We start from the raw sequence: 23537 nt of genomic DNA on the forward strand, positions 1-23537 counted from the left end.
TCAGAAACTCCTCTTGATCATTCCGAAGCACAGAAACAGACCCGCACCGGCCCACACGATAGCCATCGCGTTGCGCACGCCATCGACCACCCCGCACGCATCGAGCTTCAAACCACCCACCGACTGCGGAAGATCGAAGGTCTCGCACGCAGCAACGGGAGGAGCCCAGAACATGGAACGCACGGGCTCGAAAAATCCTTTGTCACCGGTGCCAGCCGCCTTCTGCAATTGCTCCTCGTTCTTGCCCTTCGTCTCGTCCATCTTGGCCTTGGCAACGTCATAAGTCGTACCTACACCCTCCGGCGTGCCCTTCTCGTTGATCTTCACGTTGCATTCGGCCTGACCGGGTGCGCCACATGGGTCCTTCTCCTCCTTGCCATCGGAATTGATCTTGCCACCAGTGCCGCTCGCAGACCCACCAGCACTACCGCCTTTGCCGCCCACCGCAGCCGCAGCAGGACCACCATCGTTGCCTCCCGTGCCTGTGGCAGGCGTCGGACCAGCGCCACCCGTAGCACCAGTGCCAGAGGTGGCCGGAGTACCGGCGGGAGGGTTACCCGCGATGGGCGTAGCGCCATCAGGCAACGGCTGTTCCTTGGTGATCACGGGCTTTTCCGCTGTGCCATAACAACCAAGCTTGCCGTCAATCTCACCGACATACCCAGGACACGGCGATATCGGCGCACTCTTATCTGTCGCAACCGTAGGCGTTGTGCACTCGCTGCCCCTGCCAACTCCCTCGAAAGGCGCGCTGACTCGATACATGCCATTGGGAGCGGGAACTTGAGACTTCTGAGGCACACCCGCCAGCGTGAGATTTACACCAACTTCACAGCCCGCCACACACGCAACCGAACCCGATGGTGGGACGGAGATCCCGTTGCCACCGACCCAAGCTCTGTCATTGTCATTTGGAGTTCGCGTCCAACCAAGTGTCCAGTTAACAGTAGCTGGCTTGTTTAGTTGAGAAGCACACTTATTCACATCAGGCACACACTGCGACCCGCTCTCTTTGTATCCGGAACTGCACTGGCAGCCACCAGTCACACCAACGCTGTTCGCCGGACAACCCTGTATGACGCGCGTCTGCATCGTGCTAGTCCGCTCGAGGGTCCCCCCACCAACCGACGGCTTCAGCGTCAATTGATAACGCACAGCATCAGTACCTAAGGCGCAAGCCAGCACGGAAACAGATTGCGTCGTACTGGCGTTAATCCCGAGCGTGCGTGTTGCACCCACCGCGCAAGCGTCAACCATGGTGCTGCGCCAGTTCGCCTCCACCATCGTTGTTTCAGACCCGCCAGGCGCGCCGTACTGCGTTTGATTCCCTGTAGGGATGATGGCGTTAGACGAGCCAGCGCAAAGGGCCAGCAAGAGGCCCAAAACGCGCAGACCAATCAGCCTCACCACACCTGACTCCCACAGACGCCAATGACGGTCCCGCAGGCTCGAATGCGGTCCTTGAAAGGGTCAGCGGGACGATTGGTGGCTGCACAGGCCACAAGGGCGAGAGCGATGAATGCGAGGGCGATGCGGTCCATAGAAGCTCCAGACGTTTACCACTGCACACCCCGAGGGGTGCACAGCAGAAAAAGCCCGAGGCTGATGCTTAGGCGGCGCCGCGAGCGCGCTTGATCCACTTCACGCCGATCATGATGCCGACGACCGTCACAGCTAGGCCGAACATCACGGGACCGAAGCCGGTCGAGCTGGTGCTGAGCGACGACACAGCGGCCAATGCGTCCGCCGGATCGGCAGCGAACGAGGATGCGGCCGCGCCGAAGGTTGCGACACCGGCACCGATGCGTGCGAATTGCTTGTTCATTTCTCTCTACTCCATTGAAACCGCGACGTTGCGGCGTTGAGCCCTGCACGCAAGGCTCAGCGCTGAAACTTCATCAGGCCGCGTACAAAGTCCGCTTGATTGCGCGAACCTTCCAGCCGAGGACATAGCCGGTCATCCAAGCCAGCAAAAACGCGCCAACCATCGTCATTCGGTGCACTCCTTCGAGCAGCCAGGCATGGCGGGCATCACAGCGGTCACGGGCACTGCGCCGGTCCATGGGTTCTTCCACTTGCTCAGCAGATGCACGCCACCCCAGACGAGGCCGAGAACGACGATCCATGCAGTGATGCGGGCTTTCATGCGGTGTCTCCAGCCAGGTAGCCGAGGCCAAACGTGATGACGGTCGAGACCGCGTAGAGAACGTCCATCAGCGTTGCAAATTGATCGGTGGTCATCGCTTTTCCTCAATGCACGGTGACGGGCTCAGGAAGCCACGAGAAGGGGCCGGTGGGCGATCCAGCGTCATTGCCGAAGTCGAATCGCGGCGTGTTGCGCACTCGCATAAAGCTCGAAAAACCGCCGCCTGTTGGTGCGAACTCAGATTCGAGAAGCTGGCCGGTCTCAGCATTGATGTAGCCGCCTCCCTCCGCAGGTCGGAAGCGGTCTTGCACCGAAGCATTCCCCTGCACATACGCAGGCCACAGAACCCAGCGCTTAAAAGCAGCGCCAGCTTGATCAAGGCCACCGACACCAGAGATTCGAGCGCCACGAGGGAACCCTCCTATGCTTTTGCTTTCGAGCTTGCTGGCGTACTTCATGAGGTAGCCGATGGGCTGGGTTGCTTTCTTGGTATTCGATGCACCGTGCGGCCACCAGGCGGCCTCGTAGACGCCCTTTCGCTTGCGGCGACGGTCGGCATAAGGCATCGAGACACCATCGGGCAGGAAGAAGATGCAGTGGTAGTGCAGGACGCCACGGCCAATGCCATCGGCACGCTTGCTTCCGTCTTGAATCTCTGCGACCCAGACATAGCGCAGCCGCTGGCCGGGGCACCGGTCCTTGAACCACTCGCGCACCTTGCGGATGTAGTCGGACACATGGCGCGGCTTCCAAAGGGTCTGACCGGTGCCAGCGTCCTTCTTGTCCGCATAGGTGAGGGTCACCATCACGTTATTTGTCGGCGGTGCCTCTACGAGGTTCATCAGGCACTTCGCGCCCACGCCGATGGCCTTGCGAAGACGGGTGACACGGGCTTGCGCCCGGTCGATGGTGATGCACTGCTCTGCCCACCGCATGGCGGTTGGGAGAGCAGCAAAACCACTTGTTGATACTGAGACAAGCCCGCGCGCTGCGCGCGCTTCTGCAGCCTCACCGGCCAGCGCGAATTCGCGAGCCGAGAACGCACGGAGGGCTTCGACGGATGCGGCGCGCGCGGCATCGACTTGCGCCTGATGCGCGCCAACGTAATGACGGCCCAGGTGCGCAACGAACTGGGGGCCGCGATCCGGCTTGATGGGGCCAATAAGGTAGCTCATGCACCGATTCCGTTGATCCAGAGAACGGCATTGGCGACAAGCCAAATCGAGCCCAGCAGGTACGTGGGCAAGAGCGCGACGCCGAGCGCCACAGCGATGCAGTGCCAGAGCTTCACAGCGTCGCCTCGATCAGCGATGCCGCCAGCACACGCAGGTTGCGCGCGATGACTTCTTCGTAGGGGGACAGAGCGCGAAGCTCGCCACCGTCGCGGGCTTCGAGCCAGTAACGGAGGCGGAGGAAGTTGCGGGCCTGTGCGCTCACTCACGCTTCTCCTTGACACCACCAGGAGCGAACAGCACGTGATGCGCTTGTTCTTCCGTGAGGCCGGAGTGCCGGGCATAAAGCCGCACCAGATCGTTGGCACGATGCACAGCTTCGACCGATGCGTTGACGGCATCGCGGGCGCATTCGCCCAGGTCGAGCAGAAGCTGTTCGGGTGCCGGGCACTTCACAGCGACTTTCCGACGCTCAACCTTCGTCGCGTACGCGGACATTTCGGCCAGAGTCGTATTCACAGCGACCTCACGCAATCAATGGCGATCTGCTGGTACGCGCCGATATCCGCGACACGAGAGAACATGTCCATCAACACCACGATGCAGAAGAGCAACGCAGCAGCGCTGATCAAGATGTTGCAGGCGATGCGCGAGCCGTCGAGCAAGTCATCCACCGTCAACAACTTGAGCGGCTTCACAGCGACTCTCCGGCCACCGGCACACCATCCGCCAGGTATGCAATGTCGATATCGGCAGGCGCGTGGTTGTCGCCGAGCGAGATCGTCACTTCGAGCGAGTCCGCGCCATGCTCGTTCATGCCTTCAACGAGCAGCGCCAGTAGCGAGGCTTCGAGGTTGACTCGACGCACCGCGCTCAAGACCTTGGGGTCTGCGAGCATGGTGCAACCCTCAGGCGGTCTTAACGCGAGCGGCGACCGGAGTCAGCCGGACGTTGCGGAGCAGCAACTTGCCGTCCACGACTTCGAACGCCGAGGGGTGCAGGGTGTAATCGCCAGCAGCGTGGGGAGCTTCGTCGCGGTTCAGCAGGAAGCCGAACTTTTCGGGGTAAAGCGCCGGATTGCCATCGCGATCCACGGTGTGAGCGTAGGCCGTCTGCTTGCGGATCGACTGTTGGGAACCGTCTTTCTTCGACGTGTAGGGAATGGTTTCGGCCGTGGCCTGTGCGATGGTGATGCGGATCATTTGGCTGACTCCAAAAGTCGTGCGACGTTGCACGCGAAGGCCCTGCACGCAGGGCTATCGTGTGAAACGTCAGACGCGGAAGCCCGCCCCGGACTGGCCGTTACGATGCGGCCCTATGACCGTCAATCCCTTGCTCTTTTGGTCCATTTGCGCGATGGCGGCTATCGGCTTCGTGCAAGCGCTCGCCACCGTCTTCAAACGCGAACCGGAGACGAGTTCACTGTTCGACAAACCGGTGGCACCCGATGGATTCGTCTGGGTGCTGGTGCCAGTGGCGGACGCAAAGAGGTTGGATCGGTGATGCAAGGCGGCTCCTGTTGCGTTAATCACAACGATTAACGTCACGGAGAGTAACCATTAATCACCCTGTTTAACAAGCCTTCCGTATGATTCCACAGCTTGAGTTACCGTTAAACAACATGAGGACTTGTCTGATATGAAAACGACCATGAATCTGCTAAGCACCGCAGAAAAGGTGCGCGATCTGTCGGCGTGGGCACGCGAACTCGGCTTATCGAAACAAGCGCTCTACAACTGCAAGTACCGAGAGCATCTGAGCCCAGCGATTGCGGGAGCCATGGCGGAGCATCTGGGCGAGGACGTCGATAAGTGGATCGTCATCGCAGCGTTGGAATCTGAGAAGGACAGCGCCTGCAAAACGCGCATGGTGTCGCGAATGCGCAAGGTTTTGATGTTGTAATTTGTGAGATATGACCTCTCGCTTCCGTTACGTCGCCCTGATCGGCAAATACCAGGCTTCCGGCGCCCGAGCGCAGGCGGACGCACGCGACGGGGTGATGGAAGACATCGGCACATTTCTCGAATCGCAGGGCTGCACGGTTTTCGTCGAGCGCTCGACCTGCGAAGAGGCAGAGGAAGACGAAGGCGCCCCGGCCCATCCGCGCTACGAAGCCCTGTCGGTCGAAGAAATCGGCCAGCGCTGCGACCTCGGCCTGGTGGTCGGCGGTGACGGCACCATGCTCGGCATCGGCCGGCAGCTCGCGAGCTACGGCATTCCCTTGATCGGCATCAACCGCGGCCGCCTCGGCTTCATCACCGACATTCCGCTGGACAACTACCAGGCCACGCTGATTCCCATGCTGGCCGGCGAATACGAAGAAGACCACCGCAGCCTGATCCACGCGCGCGTCATGCGCGACGGCGTCTCGGTGTTCGACGCGCTCGCCATGAACGACGTGGTGGTCAACCGCGGCGCCACCTCCGGCATGGTCGAGCTGCGCGTGTCGGTCGGGCGGCACTTCGTGGCCAACCAGCGCGCCGACGGGCTGATCATCGCCACGCCCACGGGCTCGACGGCCTACGCGCTGTCGGCCGGCGGCCCGCTGCTGCATCCGGCGGTGCCGGGCTGGGTGCTGGTGCCCATTGCGCCGCACACGCTGTCGAACCGCCCCGTGCTGCTGCCCGATGCCGACGAGATCGTGATCGAGCTGGTCGGCGGGCGCGACGCCAGCGCCAATTTCGACATGCAGTCATTGGCCTCGCTCGCCATCGGCGACCGCGTGGTGGTGCGCCGCTCCGACTTCCGCGTGCGCTTCCTGCATCCGCGCGGCTGGAGCTATTTCGATACCTTGCGCAAGAAACTTCACTGGAACGAAGGGGGCTCCTGACATGGCGCTGCGACGCATCGCACTGCGCGACTTCGTGATCGTGCGATCACTCGAACTCGACCTGTCCGGCGGCTTCACGGTCTTGACCGGTGAAACCGGCGCGGGCAAATCCATCCTGATCGACGCGCTGCAGCTGGCGCTGGGCAACCGCGCCGACGCGGGCGCGGTGCGCGAAGGCGCCGAGCGGCTCGACGTGAGCGCGGAGTTCGACGCCGACCCGGCCCTGGACACATGGCTCGACGAAGGCGGCTTCGAAGCCGGCGACGCCCTCCTGCTGCGCCGTACCGTCGACCTGCAGGGCCGCAGCCGCGGCTGGATCAACGGCAGCCCGGCCACTGCCACGCAACTGCGCGAACTCGGCGACCACCTGCTCGACATCCATGGGCAGCACGCCTGGCAGAGCCTGACGCGGCCCGAGCCCGTGCGCGGCCTGCTGGACGCCTACGCCGGCGTGCGCACCGACGCGCTCGACGCAGCCTGGCATGGCTGGCGGCAGGCGCTTTCATCGCTCGAACACGCGCGCTCGGCGCAAGACTCGCTGCAGCGCGAACGCGAGCGGCTTCAATGGCAGATTTCCGAAGTCGCCAAGCTCGCACCGGGCGCGGACGAATGGGAAGAGCTGTCGACCAACCATTCGCGCATCTCCAATGCGCAGGCCCTGATCGACGCGGCCCAGGGTGCCAGCCAGGCGCTGGAGGACGACGACCATGGCGCCCTTGGCGCCCTCACGCGCGCGGCCACGCTGCTGCAGAACTGCGAGCACATCGAGCCCGAGTTCCGCAACCTGGGCGAAGTGCTGGCTTCCTGCGTGGCACAGGCCTCCGATGCGGCGCATTCGTTGCACGGCTACCTGCGCGACGCCGACGCGGACCCCCGCGGCCTCGCCGAACTTGACGAGCGCATGGGCTTGTGGATGTCACTCGCACGCCGCTACAAGCGCACGCCCGCCGACCTGCCGGCGCTGCTGGCCGGCTGGCAGGCCGAGCTGCAGGCGCTCGACGCACAAAGCGATCTCGAAGGCCTGGAGCGCGCCGAAGAAGCCGCGCAGCAGGTCTACATGAAGGAAGCCAAGGCCCTCGGCAAGTTGCGCAAGCAGGCTGCGCCGCGCCTCGCGCAGGCCGTGACGCAAGCCATGCAGGGCCTGGGCATGCAGGGCGGGCGTTTCGAGGTCGAGCTGCAGCCGCTGGCGCAGCCCGGCCGCGCCGGCCTGGAAGAAGTGGCGTTCCTCGTGGCCGGCCACACCGGCAGCACGCCGCGCGCCATCGGCAAGGTGGCCTCGGGCGGCGAACTGTCGCGCATCGCGCTGGCCATCGCCGTGACGACCAGCCAGCTCGGCGCCGCACAGACGCTGATCTTCGACGAGGTCGACGCGGGCGTCGGCGGCGCTGTCGCCGAGACGGTCGGCCGGCTCATGAAGCAGCTCGGCCGCGACCGCCAGGTGCTCGCCGTGACCCACCTGCCGCAGGTGGCCGCCTGCGCCGACCACCACCTCGTGGTCGCCAAGCGCCAGACGGCGGCCGCCGGCAAGGAGGGCCCGCGCACCGAGAGCGGCGTGTCCCGCCTCGACGACGACAACCGCGCCAAGGAAATCGCCCGCATGCTGGGCGGCGAAAAGGTCTCGCAGACCTCCCTGGCCCACGCCCGCGAAATGCTGGGCCACAAGACCTCCGTGACCGCGCCATGAACCTCGATCTCGTGCTCATCACGGGCATGTCGGGTTCCGGCAAGTCGGTGGCCCTGCATGCCATGGAAGACGCCGGCTACTACTGCGTCGACAACCTGCCGCCCGAGCTGCTGACGCCCTTCATTGCCCTGCAACACGAACAGGAAACCCCGCGCGTGGCCATTGCCATGGACGTGCGCAGCGGCGTGTCGCTGCCGATCGTTCCGCAGCAGCTCGAAGCGCTGCGGCGCGACGGCGGCATTTCGCTGCGCTCGCTGTTCCTCGATGCGACGACCGATGCCCTGCTGCGCCGCTATTCGGAAACCCGCCGCCGCCATCCCCTCTCGCGCCAGGAAGGCCGCACCGACGTGCCCGAACAGCATCGGGTGCTGGTGCAGGCCATCGAGCTGGAGCGCGAACTGCTGGCCGACCTGCGCGACGGCGCCGACGTGATCGACACCAGCCTGATCCGCCCGGCGCAGCTGCAGAGCTACATCAAGTCGCTGATCTCCGCGCCGCAGAACGCGTTGACGCTGGTCTTCGAGTCGTTCGCCTTCAAGCGCGGCGTGCCGCTGGATGCCGACTACGTGTTCGATGTGCGCATGCTGCCCAACCCGCACTACGTGCCCGCGCTGCGGCCGCTCACGGGCCGCGACGAGCCGGTGATCGAGTGGCTGCGCGAGCACGACGACGTGGCGCGCATGTACGACGACATCGAGCAGTTCCTGTCGCACTGGCTCGATGCGCTGGCGCGCGACCACCGCAGCTACGTCACGGTGGCGATCGGCTGCACCGGCGGGCAGCACCGCTCGGTGTTCCTGGTCGAGCAGCTGGCGCGGTCTTTCGGCGCGCGATGGGGTGCGCTGAAGCGGCACCGCGAACTCGACGCGACCTGAGGCCGCCCGCCTCTAGGCCTCGCTGCCCTCCAGCAGCTTGCGCATCGGCGCCGGCAGCCCCAGCCGGCTCCATTCCTCTGCAGAGACCCAGCGCGCACCGTCGCCTTGCGGCTGGCCGCCCTGCAGTTGCACGGGGTGCAGATGCAGGTCCTTGTGGGTCAGCACATGCACGAAGGCCGGCAGGTCCTGCGCATCGCGCTGCGCGGTGGCGGGCAATGCGGCGAGCAGCTCTTCGCGGCTGTCGAACACTGGCAGGCAGTAAAGCCCGGCCCAGATGCCCTTGGCGGGGCGCTTTTCCAACCAGGCACGGCCCTGCGCATCTCGCGCGAGCAGCACCCAGAGCGACTGGGCGCTGCGCTTGAGCTTGCGGGTCTTCACGGGATAGCGCTCGGGCGTCCCTTCACGCAAGGCCGCGCAGGTCCTGTTGACCGGGCAGATCATGCAGCTGGGCTTGCGCGGCAGGCACACGGTGGCGCCCAGGTCCATCAGCCCTTGTGTGTAGTGCGCAATCGCCTCGCGCTGTTCGGCGGGCGGCAGCAACTCGGTCGCCAGGTCCCACAGTGCGCGCTCCTGCGCCGATGAAGACATGTCGCCCGCGAAACCGAGCACGCGCGTCAGCACGCGCTTCACGTTGCCGTCAAGGATGGCGACGCGCTCGCCGAAGCAGAAGGCTGCGATCGCCGCGGAGGTCGACCGGCCGATGCCCGGCAGCGTGACGAGTTCGACGGCGGTGCGCGGAAACTCGCCGCCAAAGCGCGCAACCACGTCCTGCGCACAGCGGTGCATGTTGCGCGCACGGCTGTAGTAGCCCAGGCCGCTCCACAGGCCGAACACCTCGTCTTCCGTGCCGGCGGCCAAGGCCTTCACGTCGGGAAAGCGTTCGAGAAAACGCGCGAAATAGCCCAGCACCGTCGTGACCTGCGTCTGCTGGAGCATCACCTCCGACAGCCACACGCGGTAGGGGTCGCGGGTGTTCTGCCACGGCAGCTGGCTGCGCCCGTGGGTGCGCTGCCAGCTCACGATCTGTGCGGCGAAATCGGGGGGCAATGGCGAAGAGACAACCGCCTCGGCGGCGGAACGTTCAGGCCGCACGCAATTCGCCGGCCGTGGCCAGGGGCGGCGGCTTTCCCGGCTGCGCGATCAGCGACGTGAACTCGCGCAGCCGCACGTGCAGCTCGGCCAGGTCGCGCTCCTGCGCGGCCAGCTCGATCAAGCGCTCGTCCAGGTTGCCCGCCGCGCTCTGGATGCGCTCGATGGCCTCGATGCGTTTGCTGAAATTGCGCCGGCGCTCCTTGAGCTGTACATCGATCTGCGCGCTCGCGCCCTTGCTCCAGCGCTCGACCTCGGTCATGGCGGCTTCGTTGACGAGGCGCAGACGGCTGGCCAGCGCGCGCACCAGCTTGTCGCAGAAATCGGCCTGCGCCAGCTTCAGCAGGTTGCCCACGCCCAGGTAATGGATGTGGCTGCGTTCGATCTGGCTGAGCTCCTGCTCGAAGCCCGTGAGATCGGGCTCGGCCGGCGCCTGCAGCGTGAAGCCCTGCTCGGCGTTGAGCTGGCGGAAGGTGGCGTGCAGCATCGACTGGATCTCGGCCGTGGTCGCCTGCACTTCGCGCAGGTTGTTGCGCAGCGAGTCGAAGGTCTCTGCGTACACCTTGCGCACGTTGAACTTGACGCCCGGGCGCTTGAGCGCGGCCGACAGCCGCACCATGTCGGCCTTGAGCGCGGTACGCCCGAGCACGGCGTACACCTCGCGCAGCAGCTTGCCCTGCACCGAGCGCAACGCCAGGATGCGCGTGTTGCTGCCCTCGAACTCGGCGTGTTCCTGGTCGATGCGCGCACGCATGTGGCGGATCACCGAGACGTTCTTGCCGCGCAGGCCCTGCAGTTCGAGCGCCTGCTCCGACAGGTCGCGCTGGCGCACCTTCAGGATGCGTTCGGCTTCAGCGCGCAACGCGGTCATGCCGGCATCGACCGCCAGCCGCAGCATGGTCTCGCGCTTGCCGAGCACGCCTTCGCCCAGCAGCGATTCGAGCGCCGGCAGGCGGCTGGCCTGCAGCAGTTGCGCGTCGTGCTGGATCTTGGCCTGCAGCCCCTTTTGCGCCGACACCGGCAGCACCTGCGCCAGCGGCACTTCGAGCAGACGGGCCGCGCCTTCGCGCTGGCGCTCGATCTGCTGCTCGATGTGCTCGGGCGTGCTCAGCGTGTCCCACATCGTGTCGATCTTGTTGAGCACCACGAAGCGCGTGTCGTTGCCTTCGTCCTCGGTGATCAGGTGTTCGCGCCAGATCGAGAGGTCGGAACGCGTGACGCCGGTTTCGGCGCCCAGGATGAAGACCACCGCATGCGCCTGCGGAATCAGGCTCACCGTGAGTTCGGGCTCGGCGCCGATCGCGTTCAGGCCGGGCGTGTCGAGAATCACCAGCCCCTGCTCCAGCAGCGGGTGCGGCATGTTCAGCACCGCATGGCGCCAGCGCGGGATTTCGACGCGGCCTTCGGCGTCCTGCACCGGGTTGTCGTCGGGTGTGTCGTCGTTCCAGAAGCCCAGCGCGCGCGCTTCTTCCTTGCCGACCCAGCGCACCTCGGCCACCTTGCCCATGGCCTGCGCAAGCTGCTCCGCGTTGGCGACGTCGATGGCGATCTCGGTCCAGCGCGTGGGCTTCTCGCGCCAGTGGGCGAGCGAGTGAGGTTCCAGGCGGGTCTCGATCGGCAGCAGCCGCAGCTTGGGTGCCAGCGCGGGGTCGTAACCCAGTTCGGTCGGGCACATCGTGGTGCGGCCCGCGCTCGCCGGCATGATGCGGCGCCCGTAACCCGCAAAGAAGATGGCGTTGATCAGTTCCGACTTGCCGCGCGAGAACTCGGCGACGAAGGCGACCATGACCTTGCTGGTGCGGATCTGTGTTTCGAGCCCGCGCAACCGTTCGGCCACCGACTGGTCGAGCAGCTCGTTCTCGGTCAGCCAGCGGGACAGCCACTGCAGCCGGCGGGCGAAATTGCTTCGCCACGCGCCGTGCTGATCGAGTTGTTGGTTGAAAGAGCGGCTCAAGGGGAATGTGTAAGAAAGAGCTTACAAATATAGCATCGGCAGGCCTGCAACAACCGTTTCCTGGATATTCCGTTGGCTGTGTTGGCGGCGTCCCACGCTTACTTCTGGCAGACGGGGCAATAGAAGGTAGAGCGCTGCCCCTGGCGCAGCAGCTTGATCGGCGTTGCGCAAACCCGACAGGGCTCGCCCGCACGGCCGTAGACCGTTGCTTCGAGCTGGAAATAGCCGTTCTTGCCGTCCACGTTCGAGAAGTCGCGCAGCGTGCTGCCGCCCTTCTCCACCGCCCGCGCCAGGATCTCGCGCACGGCCGCATGCAGCTTGGCGGCGCGCGGACGGCTGATGCGCGCCGCCGAAAGCGTCGGTCGTATGCCCGCCTGGAACAGCGCCTCCGACGCATAGATGTTGCCCACCCCCACCACCACGTCGCCCGCCAGCAGCACCTGCTTGACGGCGCTCTTGCGCTTTTTAAGACCCGCATGGAAGGCATCGAGGTCGAAGCCGTCGCCCAGCGGCTCCATGCCCAGGCCGCCGAGCAGCTTGATGGCCCAGGGGGCGTCTTCGTGGTCGACGTAGACCACGGCGCCGAAGCGGCGCGGGTCGTTCAGCCGCAGGGTGCCGCGGTCGGTCACCAGGTCGAAGTGGTCGTGCGTGCCGGGCGGGGGCAATGCCATGTCGAAACGCAGGCTGCCCGACATGCCCAGGTGCAGTAGCAGGATGCCGCGATCCAGGTCGATCAGCAGGTACTTGCCGCGCCGGCGCACCTGCAGCACATGGCGCCCGGCCAGCGCCTCGGGCAACACCATGAGGGCCCACCGCAACGGCTTGCCGATGCGCACCGCGTCGATGCGCGCGCCGGCGATGCGGTCGGCAAAACCGCGCCGGGTGACTTCGACTTCGGGTAATTCGGGCATGAAAGGTAAATCTCCGGCAAACGCGCGCAGCGGCGAAGCCCCCGCGCGGCGCTCGTTCAAAAGCCTGGATTATTATGGTCAGATGAATCTTTCGCCCCGCCGACACCGCCTTGCGGCGGCCGCGTCTCTCGCCTTACTGGCTTGTGCCGTTCACGCACAGACATCAGATCCCGCAGCCCCTACCAGCCCCGCGCCGGTCATCGAGCGGTCCGCACCGCCGAAGCCAGCGGCCAGGCCGCGGGTGGTCGCTGCCAAGCCGGTGAGCGAGCCCGAAGCACAGCCCTCGGCGCTTACCGCCGACCTGTTCTACGAAATCCTGATGGGCGAAATGACGACGCGCTCCGGCGACCCCGGCTCGGGCTACGCGCTGGTGCTGGACGCCGCGCGCCGGCTGCGCGACGGCAAGCTGTTCCAGCGCGCAGTGGAGATCGCACTGCAATCGCGCTCCGGCGACGCCGCCCTTGCCGCGGCGCGCGCCTGGCAGGAAACGCTGCCGACCTCTCGCGACGCACGGCGCATCGAGCTGCAGATTCTGATTGCGCTGAACCGCATCGGCGAAACGGTCGAACCGCTGCGCGCCGAGGTGGCCGCCACCTCGCAGATCGAACGCCCGCTGCTGATGGCCGTGATCGCGCGCAACTACTCGCGCGCCTCGGACAAGAAGCTGGCGGCCTCGGTGGTCGAACAGGCGCTGGTCGACGAACTCAAGAGCCCCGCCACCGGTGGACTGGCCTGGGCCACCGTCGGGCGGCTGCGCCTCAATGCGGGCGACGTGTCGGGCGCCCTGGACGCCGCGCGCAAGGGCCAGGACATCGACCCCGCCTCCGACGCACCGGCCGCGCTGGCGCTCGAATTGATCGACCCCGGCCAACCGCTGGCCGAGCCGATCGTCACGCGCTTCCTGAGCAACAACCCCAAGGCCTCGCCCGACCTGCGCGTGGCGTACGCGCGGGTGCTGGTCGAGAACCGCCGCTTCAACGACGCCGCCACGCAACTGCAGGCCGTCACGTCCTCGCGGCCCGACCTGGCGGAGCCATGGCTGCTGCTCGGCAGCCTGCAGATGCAGTCCAGGCAGGACGCAGCGGCCGAAGCCTCGATCAAGCGCTTCATCGAGCTGTCGGGCAGCCAGGCCGCCAAGGATACGGACGATGCCGACCGCAAGCGCGGCGTGGCGCAGGCGTATTTCGCACTCTCGCAGCTGGCGGAGCGGCGCAAGGACTATGCGGCCGCGGAGCGCTGGCTCTCGCGCGTGGATGGCACCGAGGAAGTGGTGGCCGCGCAAACCCGCCGTGCTTCGCTGCTGGCACGCCAGGGCAAGCTGCCGCAGGCGCGCGAAGTCATCCGCGCCCTGCCCGAGCGCACCGCGGAAGACAAGAAGCAGAAATTTCTTGCCGAAGTGCAACTGCTGCGCGACGCGAAGCAATACCAGGCCGCCTACGACATGCTGGCCCAGGCCTCCGCGGCTGCACCGGACGACAGCGACCTCGTCTATGACCAGGCCATGGTGGCCGAGAAGCTCAACCGCCTGGACGACATGGAGCGCCTGCTGCGCCGACTGATCGAGCTGAAGCCCGAGAGCCAGAACGCGTACAACGCGCTGGGCTATTCGTTCGCCGATCGCAAGATCCGTCTCGACGAGGCGCGCACGCTGATCAAGAAGGCGGTGCAGCTGGCACCGAACGATCCGTTCATTGCCGACAGCCTGGGCTGGGTCGAGTTCCGGCTCGGCAACACCGACGAGGCGATCCGCGTCCTGGAGGCCGCTTACAAGACGCGGCCCGACCCGGAAATCGGCGCACACTTCGGCGAGGTGCTGTGGACCATTGGCCAGAAAGACCGCGCGGTCACGATCTGGAAGGAAGCGTTGCTGAGCGACGCCGAGAACGAGACCCTGCAGGAAACGCTGAAGCGCCTGCGGGTCAAGCCGTAGCATGGTGCGCACAGCGGCACTGTCGAGCGCACAAGTCGACCACGGCCGCCGCGCTCTTCTGGCAGCAGGCGGCGCGGCGCTTCTCGTGATGGCGGGCTGCGCCCAGCTGTCGGGCGGCCCGTCAACACCGAAGACCTCGGACAGCTGGAGCGGGCGCATGTCGCTGCGCATCGAGAGCGAGCCGGTGCAGACCTTCGCCGCGCTGTTCGAGCTGCGCGGTTCGGCTGAAGCCGGCGACCTCACGCTGACCACCCCCATCGGCAGCACGCTCGCTCAACTGCACTGGACGCCCGGCGAAGCCCTGTTGAAGGACGGCAGCAACACGCGGCGCTTCGACTCGGTCGATGCACTGATCGAGGCCGCCACCGGCGCCGCCATTCCCGTCGGCGCGTTGTTCGGATGGCTCGCGGGGCGCAACGACACCGTGCCCGGCTGGAAGCCCGACCTGGCGCAGCTCGGCAACGGCCGCCTGCAGGCCTTGCGCGAATCGCCAGGTCCACGCGCGGACCTGCGCATCGTTTTCGAACGGTCATGAAGGCGATCTACGACCTTCCCGCGCCGGCCAAGCTCAATCTCTTCCTGCACATCACCGGCCGTCGCGACGACGGCTACCACCTGCTGCAATCGGTCTTCATGCTGATCGACTGGTGCGACACGCTGCACGTCGAGCTGCGGCGCGACGGACAGCTGAGCCGCGAAGACCTGACGACGGCGCTGCCCGCGGACGACCTGGTCCTGCGCGCGGCGCGCGCGCTGCAAGCCCATGCCGCACCAGGACAAGGCGCACACATCGGCGTGGCGAAGCGCGTTCCGGCGCAGGCGGGCATGGGCGGAGGATCTTCGGATGCCGCGACCTGCCTGCTCGCGCTCAATCGCCTGTGGGGCCTGAACCTGCCGCTGTCGCGGCTCTCGCAGATCGGGTTGACGCTCGGCGCCGACGTGCCGTTCTTTCTGGGTGGACGCAACGCGTGGGTCGAAGGCGTGGGCGAGCAACTGACACCGGTTACACTCCCTCCCGCCTGTTTCGCGGTGGTCAAGCCTCCTGAAGGACTCGATACCCGATTAATTTTTTCAGCAACAGATCTTGAACGTGCTTCTCCTGTTGCTATAATCACAGGCTTTGCTGCAGAGAGCGAATCGCTCGAAGCGACGAACCCGGAAAGCTCGGTTTTGAGCGACTCGGTTTTCGACTTCGGCCACAACGACCTGCAGCCGGTTGCCCAGCGACTTTGCCCCGCGGTCACCGACGCCATCGAATGGCTCGGAACCCAGGGACTGAAGGCACGGATGACCGGCTCCGGAAGTTCGGTGTTCGCGAAAATGCCGCAACCGCCGCAGAAAGCGGAACTGCTGGAAGCCCCCAAGGGCTGGCAGGTTCGTCAATGCAGCAACCTGGAAGTTCATCCGCTGTGCGGGTGGGCAACCTGAAGATAGTCGATCCGTTCATTCGGTTCGACGCGACATATATCGGTTGATGGTGAAAACCATCGACCCGTGTAGGGGAGTCGCCAAGCTGGTTAAGGCACTGGATTTTGATTCCAGCATGCAAAGGTTCGAATCCTTTCTCCCCTGCCAAATCTTCAAAGACTGCGGCCCAACGGCCGCAGTCTTCGTTTGCAGCCCACCCGCTGCAATAATCGGCGGCTCACCGGCCGCCACGCATCACCAACCTTTTGGCGGCTTCCTCAGCCAATTCGCTCAGCCGGGACGCGCTCATGCAGGCTAATCACCCTGACTTCATGGTTTTCACCGGCAACGCCAATCCAGGCCTTGCTGCAGAAATCGCGCACAACCTCGGCACCACGCTGGGTGCCGCTCGCGTCGGTCGCTTCTCGGACGGTGAAGTCACCGTCGAGATCAACCAGAACGTGCGGGCGCGCGACGTGTTCGTGGTGCAGTCGACCTGCGCACCCACCAACGAAAACCTGATGGAACTGCTGATCATGGTCGACGCGCTCAAGCGCGCTTCGGCCGAACGCATCAGCGCCGTGATCCCCTACTTCGGCTATGCCCGCCAGGACCGCCGCCCGCGCTCGAGCCGCGTGCCGATCTCGGCCAAGGTCGTGGCCAACCTGCTGGAAACCGTCGGTGTGGAACGCGTGCTCACGATGGACCTGCACGCCGACCAGATCCAGGGCTTCTTCGACATTCCCGTCGACAACATCTACGCCTCCCCGGTGCTGCTGGGCGACCTGCGCGCGAAGAACTACGAAGACCTGATCGTGGTGTCGCCCGACGTCGGCGGCGTGGTTCGCGCCCGCGCGCTGGCCAAGCAACTGAACTGCGACCTCGCCATCATCGACAAGCGCCGCCCGAAGGCCAATGTCAGCGAAGTCATGAACGTGATCGGCGAGATCGACGGGCGCAACTGCGTGATCATGGACGACATGATCGACACCGCGGGCACGCTGGTCAAAGCGGCCGAAGTGCTGAAGGAGCGCGGCGCCAAGAGCGTCTACGCCTACTGCACGCACCCGATCTTCTCGGGCCCGGCCATCGAGCGCATCACGCAGGGATCGGCCCTCGACGAGGTGGTCGTGACCAACACCATTCCCCTTTCCGACGCGGCCCTGGCCTGCGGAAAGGTTCGCCAGCTCTCCGTGGCACCGCTGATCGCCGAAACGATCCAGCGCATTGCCAAGGGCGAGTCGGTGATGAGTTTGTTCTCGGACCAGGACAACCTGTTCTGATCTGAGCAAAAAGCGGGCGCCCCTCCACTTTCGGACAGGCGCCCTTGTTGAACCGGAGTCGCACTGGTCGCGGTGGACTCCTACAGGAGCTAACTATGAAATTCGTCGCTTTTGAGCGCGCCAAGCAGGGCACGGGTGCGAGCCGCCGTCTCCGCACATCGGGCAAGACCCCCGGCATCGTCTACGGTGGCGACACCGAGCCGCAACTGATCGAAATCGATCACAACGCGCTGTGGCACGCCCTGAAGAAGGAAGCCTTCCATGCGACCGTGCTGGAAATGGAAATGGGCGGCAACGTCAGCAAGGTTCTGCTGCGCGACGTGCAATACCACCCGTTCCGCCAGCTGGTGCAACACATCGACTTCCAGCGCGTCGATGCCAAGACCCGCATGACCCTGAAGGTGCCCCTGCACTTCAAGGGTGAGGAAGAGTCCGATGCCGTCAAGCTCGAGCAAAACCTGGTCAACCACGTCACGACCGAACTGGAAGTGAACTGCCTGCCGTCCGAACTGCCTGAGTTCATCGAAGTCGACCTGTCGGGTCTGAAGAAGAACGGCACCGTCACGCTGAAGGACATCAAGCTGCCCCGCGGCGTGAAGTGGGTCAGCCACGGCAAGGTCAACCCGGTGCTGGCTTCGGCTGTGGCGCCTGCCGCTGAAGAAGTCGATGCTCCCGTCGAAGGCGCCGTGGCTGCCGACGCAGCTCCCGCACCGGCCGGCAAGGGCGGCAAGGCTGCTCCGGCTGCCAAGACCCCCGCGGCCAAGACGCCTGCCAAGAAGTAATTCACTTCCAGCCGTCCGCTGCATCAGAAGGCCCGCCTCGTGCGGGCCTTTTTGTTTCCTGCCCGCACCGCGCGGGCCTTTTTGTTTCCCGCCCGCACCGCGCGGGCCTTTTCGCTTTTCCGCGGACGGGATAATCCACGACCATGATCAAGCTGTTCGTCGGCCTCGGAAACCCGGGCCCTGAGTACGAAGCCACGCGCCACAACGCGGGCTTCTGGTGGATCGACGCCCTCGCGCGCGACTGGAAACTCAACCTCGTGCCCGAGCGCAGCTACCACGGCTTCGCCGCGCGCACCACCATCGCAGGCCAGAGCATCTGGCTGCTGGAGCCCCAGACCTTCATGAACCTGTCGGGCAAGTCGGTCGGCGCCCTGGCGCGCTTCTTCAAGATCGCGCCCGAGGAAATCCTCGTGGTGCACGACGAGCTCGACGTGGTCCCGGGCCAGGCCAAGCTGAAGTTCGGCGGAAGCCATGCCGGCCACAACGGCCTGCGCGACATCCACGCGCAGCTCGGCACCGGCGACTACTGGCGGCTGCGCCTGGGCATCGGACACCCCGGCGTGAAGTCGGAGGTCGTCAACTGGGTGCTGAAGAAGCCGCTCAAGGAACAACGCGAAGCGATCGAGGACGCCATCGTCCGCACCCTGCACGCGGTTCCCGCGCTGGTGGCAGGCGAGATGGAGAAGGCGACCTTGCTCATTCACACGAGCAAACCGCCCCGGCCCAAACCGCCGCGGCGGGAGCCCGGCGACGGGGGCACGCCTGCCGCCACCTAGCCGGCCACCGGAGTGCAGGGAGGGAGAGAAATAAAAATGAGCCAGAAGAGAAAAAGAAGAACGACAGGGCGGCATGCAGCAGTCGCTCTGTTTCTGATAGCAGCATGCGCAGGATCCACGGGCGTGAATGCCCAGGATGCGGCGCAAACCTGGCGATGCGGCAACACCTATTCCGACCGCCCCTGCGAAGGCGGCAGGCAGGTCAAGGTGGAAGACCCCCGCAGCGACCAGGACCGCCGGGCGGCCGACGCCGGCGCACGCAATGCACAGATCCAGGCCGACCACCTGGAGCGCACCCGGCTGTCGCAGGAAAAGGCGGCCCATGACCGCGACCAGCGGGCCGCTCGTGAAGCAAGAAGCGCGTCCATGGCAGAAAGACGGCTCGCCATGTCCGAGCAAAGGGAGCGGGACCGTGCCCGCAAGGCGCTCAGCGAGCCGAACAAGTCAAGCATGAGCTTCAAGGGACCGCCTGGCGAGAAGCAGGCCGGCGACGCCCCGAAGAAAAAGAAGCAGAAGCGCAAGTCCGCCGACTGAACGAACGCGGGCTAGACACCGGCCGAAGCCGCCGTCACCTTGATCGCCGTGAGGCGCTGGTACTTCTGCATCAGCGTCTCGCGGCTTTCCACATGCTCGGGGTTCAGGGGAATGCAGGCCACCGGGCAGATCTGCACACACTGCGGCTCATCGAAGTGGCCGACGCATTCGGTGCACTTGTGCGGGTCGATTTCGTAGAACGCCTCGCCCATGTAGATCGCGTCATTCGGGCACTCGGGCTCGCAGACATCGCAGTTGATGCATTCGTCGGTGATCATGAGGGCCATCCCCCGATTATCGGCGCGTCGATGCCGGCAATTGACGGTGAATGACAAAGGCCACATTCACGGCACATTTGTTGCAGGAGTCAGTTATGCTGCGCCCCGCCCCATGAGTCTGTTTTTAATAAAGCGCCTTGCCACGCTGATCGGCACCTTGATCGGCGCCTCGGTCATCGTTTTCCTCGTCCTCGAGATCCTGCCCGGCAACGCCGCGCAGATGCTCATGGGCCCCGATGCCTCGCCAGAGGCCGTGGCGGCCCTGGCCACCAAGCTGGGCCTCGACCTGCCCGCGTGGACGCGCTACTGGCACTGGATCGCCGGCCTGCTCACCGGCAACCTCGGCGACAGCTATGCCTACAGCTCGCCCGTGCTCGACCTGATCCTCGAACGCCTGGCGCTCACCGTGCCGCTCGCCATGATGGCGATGGTGCTCACGGTCGTGATCGCGCTGCTGGTCGGCGTCACCGCCGCCGCGCGCCACAACAAGCTGGGTGACGTCGGCCTCATGGGCATGGCCCAGGTCGGCATCGCCATTCCCAATTTCTGGTTCGCGATTCTTCTGATCCTCGTGTTCTCGGTGCAGCTGCAGTGGTTCTCCGCCGGCGGCTTCGAGGGCTGGGGCGAAGGCTTCTTCGCGGGCATCAAGTCGTTGTTGCTGCCTGCCTTGTCGCTCGCCGTGGTCCAGGCTGCGATCCTCGCGCGCATCACGCGCTCGGCGGTGCTCGAAGTGATGCGCGAAGACTTCGTGCGCACCGCGCGCGCCAAGGGCGTGTCGCAGCGCATGGTGCTGTGGACCCATGTGCTGCGCAACGCCATGATCCCGGTCATCACCGTCATGGGCATGCAGTTCTCCGAGCTGCTGGCCGGCACCATCGTGGTGGAGAACGTGTTCTACCTGCCGGGCCTCGGGCGTCTCATCTTCCAGGCCATCAGCAACCGCGACCTCATCGTGGTGCGCAACTGCGTGATGCTGCTCGCAGCCATGGTGGTCATCGTGAATTTCGTGGTCGACGTGCTGTACGCCGTGATCGACCCGCGCATCAAGGCCAGCGACATATGAGCAGCATCACAGCTCCGAGCGCCGCCGCGCTCAAGGTTCCCGGCTTCTGGCGCCGTGCGCTGCAGCATCGCAGCTTCGTGCTGGGCGGCGTGCTGACCCTGCTTTTGCTGCTCGCCGCCGGCGTCTCGCTGGTGTGGACGCCCTGGTCGCCCTACGACATGGACATGGCCAACAAGCTGAAGCCGCCATCGGGCTCGCACTGGCTGGGCACCGACACCTACGGGCGCGACGTGGGTTCGCTGCTGCTGGTGGGCGCGCGCGCGTCCATCCTCGTGGGCGTGATCGCGGTCGGCATCGGCCTCGTGGTCGGCACGGCGCTGGGCCTGCTCGCCGCCGCCCGGCGCGGCTGGGTCGAGGAAGCCATCATGCGGCTCACCGACTTCACGCTCGCCTTCCCCGCGATCCTCTCGGCGATCATGATGACGGCCGTGTTCGGCGCGGGCATCGTCAACGCGATCATCGCGATCGGCATCTACAACATTCCCACCTTCGCGCGCATCACGCGCGCATCGGCCAACGCCATCTGGTCGCGCGAGTACGTGGCCGCCGCGCGCGCCTGCGGCAAGGGCCCCTTCGCCATCACCATGCAGCACGTGCTGCCGAACATCTCGGCCGTGCTGATCGTGCAGATCACCATCCGCTTCGCCATCGCCATCCTCGCGGAGGCCGCGCTCTCCTACCTTGGCCTGGGCACGCAGCCGCCGCAACCCTCGTGGGGCCGCATGCTCAGCGAGGCGCAGACCATGATGTTCCAGTCGCCCCTGCTCGCGGTGTTCCCGGGCCTGGCCATCGCCTTTGCCGTGCTGGGCCTGAACCTGCTGGGCGACGGCCTGCGCGACCTGCTCGATCCGCGCCTGGCCCGCGCAAGGTGACCCAAGGTAAGTCAGATGCCACTTCTCCAGGTCAAGGATCTCCACATCGAGCTGCAGACGCAGCGCGGCCCCGCCGAGGCCGTGCGCGGCATTTCGTTCTCGCTGGAGCGCGGCGAAACGCTGGGCATCGTCGGCGAGTCGGGCTGCGGCAAGTCGATCACAGTGATGTCGCTCATGGGCCTGCTGCCCCCGACCGCCAAGGTCACGGGCAGCATCCGATTCGACGACACCGAACTGGTCGGCCGAGATGAAAAGGCCATGTGCCAGATCCGCGGCAACCGCATCGGCATGATCTTCCAGGAACCGATGACGGCGCTGAACCCGGTGCACACCATCGCGCGGCAAGTGGGTGAGCCGTTGCGCCTGCACCGTGGTCTCTCGAAAGCCGACGCACGCAAGGAAGTGCTCGCACTGCTCGAGCGCGTAGGCATTCCCGACGCGGCCTCGCGCCTCGATGCCTATCCGCACCAGTTCTCCGGCGGCCAGCGACAGCGCATCGGCATCGCGATGGCGCTCGCCTGCGGTCCCGACCTGCTGATTGCCGACGAACCGACCACCGCCCTCGACGTCACCATCCAGAAGCAGATCCTCGAGCTCATCCAGAGCCTCGTGGCCGAACGTGGCATGGGGCTGATTTTGATTTCGCACGACCTCGGCGTGATCGCGCAGACGGTCTCGAAGATGCTCGTGATGTACGGCGGCAGCGTGGTCGAGAGCGGCCCGACCGAGGCCGTGTTCGCGCGCCGCGCACACCCCTACACCCAAGGCCTGTTCGCCGCGCGCCCTGCCATCGGCGCACCGCGCGGCCTGCGCCTGGCCACCATCAAGGGCAGCGTGCCCGAGCTGGTCGACCTGCCGCCGGGCTGCCCTTTCGCGGGCCGCTGCAGCTACACCGTCGACGCCTGCCAGACCACCCGGCCGCCGGCGACGATGCTGCCGAACGACCATGCGGTGCGCTGCATCCGGCTCGAAGAGATCGCCGTGCAAGGAGCGATCGCACCATGAGCGCAACCACCCCCAATTCACCCCTGCTGCAGGTCACCGACCTCGTGCGCCACTACGCGCTGCCGCGCGAGAAGCTCTTCGGCCCGCCGCCCACGGTGAAAGCGCTCAACGGCGTGAGCTTCCAGGTCGAGGCCGGCCGCAGCGTGGGCATCGTCGGCGAATCGGGCTCGGGCAAGTCGACCATCGCGCGGCTGGTGATGGCGCTGGACACGCCCACCTCGGGCTCCGTGTCGCTCGAAGGCCGCGACCTGCACACGCTGTCGAAGAACGAGCTGCGCACCGCGCGCCGCGACTTCCAGATGGTGTTCCAGGACCCGTATGGCTCGCTCGACCCGCGCCAGACCGTGGCACGCATCGTGGCCGAGCCGCTCGAGGCGCTGGCCGAGACCAGCCGCGCCGAGCAGCGCGAGCGCGCTTCGGAAGCGCTTGCCGCAGTGGGCCTGCGCACCACCGACATGGACAAGTACCCGCACGAGTTCTCGGGCGGCCAGCGCCAGCGCATCGCCATTGCGCGCGCGCTCATCACGCGCCCCAAGCTCATCGTGGCCGACGAGCCGGTGAGCGCGCTCGACGTGTCGGTGCAGGCCCAGGTGCTGAACCTCATGCAGGACCTGCAGCAGCAGTTCGGCATCAGCTACCTGCTCATCAGCCACGACCTCGCAGTGGTCAACCACCTGTGCGACGACGTCTGCGTGGTGTGGAAGGGAAAGATCGTCGAGCAGGGCCCGCCCGCCGAGCTGTTCCACCATGCGCAGCACGAATACACGCGCACGCTGCTCGATGCCGTGCCGCGCACGCCCACCGGCGGCACGCTGCTGGCCGGCTGACACCGGAGCCTCTCCTTCGTCTGCCGCCGTCCTTAGGATGAGTGGGTCATAAGCATCTGGTTGCGCGCGCACCCCGGTCTCGCGGATGATGCCTGCCCCTTGTTCGGAGGACTTCGCTT

At 65.7% G+C, this 23537-nt stretch carries 29 protein-coding genes and 1 tRNA gene; 17 read left to right on the plus strand and 13 right to left on the minus strand.

The genetic code is table 11. The annotated features are described in order from the left end of the window. The 9 genes from AC0IYU_RS28400 to AC0IYU_RS28440 all read right to left on the minus strand — a co-directional run bounded on the left by AC0IYU_RS28400 (window position 1) and on the right by AC0IYU_RS28440 (window position 4520). Entirely contained in the window at window positions 1–606 is a 606-nt protein-coding gene (locus AC0IYU_RS28400; RefSeq protein WP_472124033.1) for a hypothetical protein, read from the minus strand. 1003 nt (window positions 607–1609) lie between these two features. After that, window positions 1610–1825: a major coat protein gene (locus AC0IYU_RS28405; protein WP_472124036.1), complete on the minus strand. Its 216-nt coding sequence runs from the start codon at window positions 1823–1825 to the stop codon at window positions 1610–1612. A gap of 165 nt (window positions 1826–1990) precedes the next feature. Continuing rightward, complete coding sequence (locus AC0IYU_RS28410) at window positions 1991–2146, minus strand: hypothetical protein (RefSeq protein ID WP_472124039.1); 156 nt, start codon at window positions 2144–2146, stop codon at window positions 1991–1993. Between the two features lie 104 nt (window positions 2147–2250). Further along, entirely contained in the window at window positions 2251–3321 is a 1071-nt protein-coding gene (locus AC0IYU_RS28415) for a rolling circle replication-associated protein (RefSeq protein WP_472124042.1), read from the minus strand. 112 nt (window positions 3322–3433) lie between these two features. Next, complete coding sequence (locus AC0IYU_RS28420; RefSeq protein WP_472124045.1) at window positions 3434–3583, minus strand: hypothetical protein; 150 nt, start codon at window positions 3581–3583, stop codon at window positions 3434–3436. Then, complete coding sequence (locus AC0IYU_RS28425) at window positions 3580–3837, minus strand: hypothetical protein (protein ID WP_472124048.1); 258 nt, start codon at window positions 3835–3837, stop codon at window positions 3580–3582. The genes AC0IYU_RS28420 and AC0IYU_RS28425 overlap by 4 nt, the downstream gene beginning before the upstream one ends. Further along, window positions 3834–4016 carry a hypothetical protein gene (locus AC0IYU_RS28430; protein ID WP_472124050.1) on the minus strand — a complete coding sequence of 61 codons (183 nt, stop codon included), beginning with the start codon at window positions 4014–4016 and terminating at the stop codon, window positions 3834–3836. Before AC0IYU_RS28430 ends, AC0IYU_RS28425 begins: the two co-directional genes overlap by 4 nt. Continuing rightward, window positions 4013–4216 (minus strand): hypothetical protein, encoded by a 204-nt coding sequence (locus tag AC0IYU_RS28435; RefSeq protein ID WP_472124052.1) that lies wholly within the window; start codon window positions 4214–4216, stop codon window positions 4013–4015. Before AC0IYU_RS28435 ends, AC0IYU_RS28430 begins: the two co-directional genes overlap by 4 nt. A 10-nt stretch (window positions 4217–4226) precedes the next feature. Next, entirely contained in the window at window positions 4227–4520 is a 294-nt protein-coding gene (locus tag AC0IYU_RS28440) for a single-stranded DNA-binding protein (protein ID WP_472124055.1), read from the minus strand. Window positions 4521–4635: 115 nt separating this feature from the next. Between AC0IYU_RS28440 and AC0IYU_RS28445 the strand changes: the two genes are divergently transcribed. The 5 genes from AC0IYU_RS28445 (at window position 4636) to rapZ (ending at window position 8707) form a co-directional block, all read left to right on the plus strand. Further along, complete coding sequence (locus tag AC0IYU_RS28445) at window positions 4636–4821, plus strand: hypothetical protein (protein ID WP_472124058.1); 186 nt, start codon at window positions 4636–4638, stop codon at window positions 4819–4821. Window positions 4822–4956: 135 nt separating this feature from the next. Next, window positions 4957–5220: a hypothetical protein gene (locus AC0IYU_RS28450; RefSeq protein WP_108143154.1), complete on the plus strand. Its 264-nt coding sequence runs from the start codon at window positions 4957–4959 to the stop codon at window positions 5218–5220. Between the two features lie 10 nt (window positions 5221–5230). After that, a complete protein-coding gene (locus AC0IYU_RS28455; protein WP_472124060.1) occupies window positions 5231–6148 on the plus strand; it encodes an NAD kinase in 918 nt (305 codons plus the stop codon). A gap of 1 nt (window position 6149) precedes the next feature. Next, window positions 6150–7832 (plus strand): DNA repair protein RecN, encoded by a 1683-nt coding sequence (gene recN, locus AC0IYU_RS28460; RefSeq protein ID WP_472124063.1) that lies wholly within the window; start codon window positions 6150–6152, stop codon window positions 7830–7832. Then, the gene (gene rapZ, locus AC0IYU_RS28465; RefSeq protein WP_435437051.1) at window positions 7829–8707 is read left to right on the plus strand and encodes an RNase adapter RapZ; all 879 of its coding nucleotides are present in this window, start codon (window positions 7829–7831) and stop codon (window positions 8705–8707) included. Before recN ends, rapZ begins: the two co-directional genes overlap by 4 nt. A gap of 12 nt (window positions 8708–8719) precedes the next feature. Here the strand turns inward: rapZ and mutY are convergent, their stop codons facing one another. From mutY to mutM, 3 genes are all read right to left on the minus strand, one after another. Beyond that, a complete protein-coding gene (gene mutY, locus AC0IYU_RS28470) occupies window positions 8720–9754 on the minus strand; it encodes an A/G-specific adenine glycosylase (protein ID WP_435485098.1) in 1035 nt (344 codons plus the stop codon). Between the two features lie 34 nt (window positions 9755–9788). Beyond that, window positions 9789–11750 (minus strand): dynamin family protein, encoded by a 1962-nt coding sequence (locus AC0IYU_RS28475; RefSeq protein ID WP_472124066.1) that lies wholly within the window; start codon window positions 11748–11750, stop codon window positions 9789–9791. Between the two features lie 98 nt (window positions 11751–11848). Further along, window positions 11849–12661: a bifunctional DNA-formamidopyrimidine glycosylase/DNA-(apurinic or apyrimidinic site) lyase gene (gene mutM, locus AC0IYU_RS28480; protein WP_472124069.1), complete on the minus strand. Its 813-nt coding sequence runs from the start codon at window positions 12659–12661 to the stop codon at window positions 11849–11851. 82 nt (window positions 12662–12743) lie between these two features. Here mutM and AC0IYU_RS28485 point away from each other — a divergent pair, with 82 nt between their 5' ends. From AC0IYU_RS28485 to AC0IYU_RS28520, 8 genes are all read left to right on the plus strand, one after another. Continuing rightward, entirely contained in the window at window positions 12744–14591 is a 1848-nt protein-coding gene (locus AC0IYU_RS28485; protein WP_472124071.1) for a tetratricopeptide repeat protein, read from the plus strand. Between the two features lies 1 nt (window position 14592). Continuing rightward, window positions 14593–15126 carry a lipoprotein insertase outer membrane protein LolB gene (locus AC0IYU_RS28490; protein WP_472124074.1) on the plus strand — a complete coding sequence of 178 codons (534 nt, stop codon included), beginning with the start codon at window positions 14593–14595 and terminating at the stop codon, window positions 15124–15126. Further along, the gene (gene ispE, locus AC0IYU_RS28495) at window positions 15123–16019 is read left to right on the plus strand and encodes a 4-(cytidine 5'-diphospho)-2-C-methyl-D-erythritol kinase (RefSeq protein ID WP_472124076.1); all 897 of its coding nucleotides are present in this window, start codon (window positions 15123–15125) and stop codon (window positions 16017–16019) included. Before AC0IYU_RS28490 ends, ispE begins: the two co-directional genes overlap by 4 nt. Window positions 16020–16089: 70 nt before the next feature. Continuing rightward, window positions 16090–16166: transfer RNA gene (locus tag AC0IYU_RS28500), tRNA-Gln, on the plus strand. Between the two features lie 140 nt (window positions 16167–16306). Further along, window positions 16307–17281: a ribose-phosphate pyrophosphokinase gene (locus tag AC0IYU_RS28505; protein WP_435437044.1), complete on the plus strand. Its 975-nt coding sequence runs from the start codon at window positions 16307–16309 to the stop codon at window positions 17279–17281. A 95-nt stretch (window positions 17282–17376) separates the two neighbouring features. Continuing rightward, window positions 17377–18063: a 50S ribosomal protein L25/general stress protein Ctc gene (locus AC0IYU_RS28510; RefSeq protein ID WP_472124078.1), complete on the plus strand. Its 687-nt coding sequence runs from the start codon at window positions 17377–17379 to the stop codon at window positions 18061–18063. A gap of 143 nt (window positions 18064–18206) precedes the next feature. Then, window positions 18207–18839: an aminoacyl-tRNA hydrolase gene (gene pth, locus AC0IYU_RS28515; protein WP_435447407.1), complete on the plus strand. Its 633-nt coding sequence runs from the start codon at window positions 18207–18209 to the stop codon at window positions 18837–18839. A 36-nt stretch (window positions 18840–18875) separates the two neighbouring features. Continuing rightward, entirely contained in the window at window positions 18876–19373 is a 498-nt protein-coding gene (locus AC0IYU_RS28520) for a hypothetical protein (RefSeq protein WP_472124080.1), read from the plus strand. Window positions 19374–19384: 11 nt separating this feature from the next. Here AC0IYU_RS28520 and AC0IYU_RS28525 read toward each other — a convergent pair whose 3' ends face one another. Continuing rightward, entirely contained in the window at window positions 19385–19660 is a 276-nt protein-coding gene (locus AC0IYU_RS28525; RefSeq protein ID WP_435437040.1) for a YfhL family 4Fe-4S dicluster ferredoxin, read from the minus strand. A 103-nt stretch (window positions 19661–19763) separates the two neighbouring features. Between AC0IYU_RS28525 and AC0IYU_RS28530 the strand changes: the two genes are divergently transcribed. Genes AC0IYU_RS28530 through AC0IYU_RS28545 form a run of 4 tightly spaced genes read left to right on the plus strand, consistent with a single transcriptional unit; the run spans window position 19764 to window position 23418 of the window. After that, entirely contained in the window at window positions 19764–20714 is a 951-nt protein-coding gene (locus AC0IYU_RS28530; RefSeq protein WP_435485091.1) for an ABC transporter permease, read from the plus strand. Further along, window positions 20711–21586, plus strand: coding sequence for an ABC transporter permease (locus tag AC0IYU_RS28535; protein ID WP_472124083.1), 876 nt, complete (start codon window positions 20711–20713; stop codon window positions 21584–21586). The genes AC0IYU_RS28530 and AC0IYU_RS28535 overlap by 4 nt, the downstream gene beginning before the upstream one ends. A gap of 15 nt (window positions 21587–21601) precedes the next feature. Further along, window positions 21602–22591: an ABC transporter ATP-binding protein gene (locus AC0IYU_RS28540; RefSeq protein WP_472124086.1), complete on the plus strand. Its 990-nt coding sequence runs from the start codon at window positions 21602–21604 to the stop codon at window positions 22589–22591. After that, window positions 22588–23418 (plus strand): ATP-binding cassette domain-containing protein, encoded by an 831-nt coding sequence (locus AC0IYU_RS28545; RefSeq protein WP_472124089.1) that lies wholly within the window; start codon window positions 22588–22590, stop codon window positions 23416–23418. The genes AC0IYU_RS28540 and AC0IYU_RS28545 overlap by 4 nt, the downstream gene beginning before the upstream one ends. Window positions 23419–23537: the final 119 nt, after the last annotated feature.

This window comes from Variovorax sp. AC103, assembly GCF_979254005.1.

Bases quoted from the DNA above. Each gene is read 5' to 3' on its own strand.
- AC0IYU_RS28405 (WP_472124036.1), bottom strand. From the start codon at position 1,825: ATGAACAAGCAATTCGCACGCATCGGTGCCGGTGTCGCAACCTTCGGC.
- AC0IYU_RS28410 (WP_472124039.1), bottom strand. From the start codon at position 2,146: ATGAAAGCCCGCATCACTGCATGGATCGTCGTTCTCGGCCTCGTCTGG.
- AC0IYU_RS28415 (WP_472124042.1), bottom strand. From the start codon at position 3,321: ATGAGCTACCTTATTGGCCCCATCAAGCCGGATCGCGGCCCCCAGTTC.
- AC0IYU_RS28435 (WP_472124052.1), bottom strand. From the start codon at position 4,216: ATGCTCGCAGACCCCAAGGTCTTGAGCGCGGTGCGTCGAGTCAACCTC.
- AC0IYU_RS28440 (WP_472124055.1), bottom strand. From the start codon at position 4,520: ATGATCCGCATCACCATCGCACAGGCCACGGCCGAAACCATTCCCTAC.
- AC0IYU_RS28445 (WP_472124058.1), top strand. From the start codon at position 4,636: ATGACCGTCAATCCCTTGCTCTTTTGGTCCATTTGCGCGATGGCGGCT.
- AC0IYU_RS28450 (WP_108143154.1), top strand. From the start codon at position 4,957: ATGAAAACGACCATGAATCTGCTAAGCACCGCAGAAAAGGTGCGCGAT.
- AC0IYU_RS28455 (WP_472124060.1), top strand. From the start codon at position 5,231: ATGACCTCTCGCTTCCGTTACGTCGCCCTGATCGGCAAATACCAGGCT.
- recN (WP_472124063.1), top strand. From the start codon at position 6,150: ATGGCGCTGCGACGCATCGCACTGCGCGACTTCGTGATCGTGCGATCA.
- rapZ (WP_435437051.1), top strand. From the start codon at position 7,829: ATGAACCTCGATCTCGTGCTCATCACGGGCATGTCGGGTTCCGGCAAG.
- mutM (WP_472124069.1), bottom strand. From the start codon at position 12,661: ATGCCCGAATTACCCGAAGTCGAAGTCACCCGGCGCGGTTTTGCCGAC.
- AC0IYU_RS28485 (WP_472124071.1), top strand. From the start codon at position 12,744: ATGAATCTTTCGCCCCGCCGACACCGCCTTGCGGCGGCCGCGTCTCTC.
- AC0IYU_RS28490 (WP_472124074.1), top strand. From the start codon at position 14,593: ATGGTGCGCACAGCGGCACTGTCGAGCGCACAAGTCGACCACGGCCGC.
- ispE (WP_472124076.1), top strand. From the start codon at position 15,123: ATGAAGGCGATCTACGACCTTCCCGCGCCGGCCAAGCTCAATCTCTTC.
- AC0IYU_RS28505 (WP_435437044.1), top strand. From the start codon at position 16,307: ATGCAGGCTAATCACCCTGACTTCATGGTTTTCACCGGCAACGCCAAT.
- AC0IYU_RS28510 (WP_472124078.1), top strand. From the start codon at position 17,377: ATGAAATTCGTCGCTTTTGAGCGCGCCAAGCAGGGCACGGGTGCGAGC.
- pth (WP_435447407.1), top strand. From the start codon at position 18,207: ATGATCAAGCTGTTCGTCGGCCTCGGAAACCCGGGCCCTGAGTACGAA.
- AC0IYU_RS28520 (WP_472124080.1), top strand. From the start codon at position 18,876: ATGAGCCAGAAGAGAAAAAGAAGAACGACAGGGCGGCATGCAGCAGTC.
- AC0IYU_RS28525 (WP_435437040.1), bottom strand. From the start codon at position 19,660: ATGGCCCTCATGATCACCGACGAATGCATCAACTGCGATGTCTGCGAG.
- AC0IYU_RS28530 (WP_435485091.1), top strand. From the start codon at position 19,764: ATGAGTCTGTTTTTAATAAAGCGCCTTGCCACGCTGATCGGCACCTTG.
- AC0IYU_RS28535 (WP_472124083.1), top strand. From the start codon at position 20,711: ATGAGCAGCATCACAGCTCCGAGCGCCGCCGCGCTCAAGGTTCCCGGC.
- AC0IYU_RS28540 (WP_472124086.1), top strand. From the start codon at position 21,602: ATGCCACTTCTCCAGGTCAAGGATCTCCACATCGAGCTGCAGACGCAG.
- AC0IYU_RS28545 (WP_472124089.1), top strand. From the start codon at position 22,588: ATGAGCGCAACCACCCCCAATTCACCCCTGCTGCAGGTCACCGACCTC.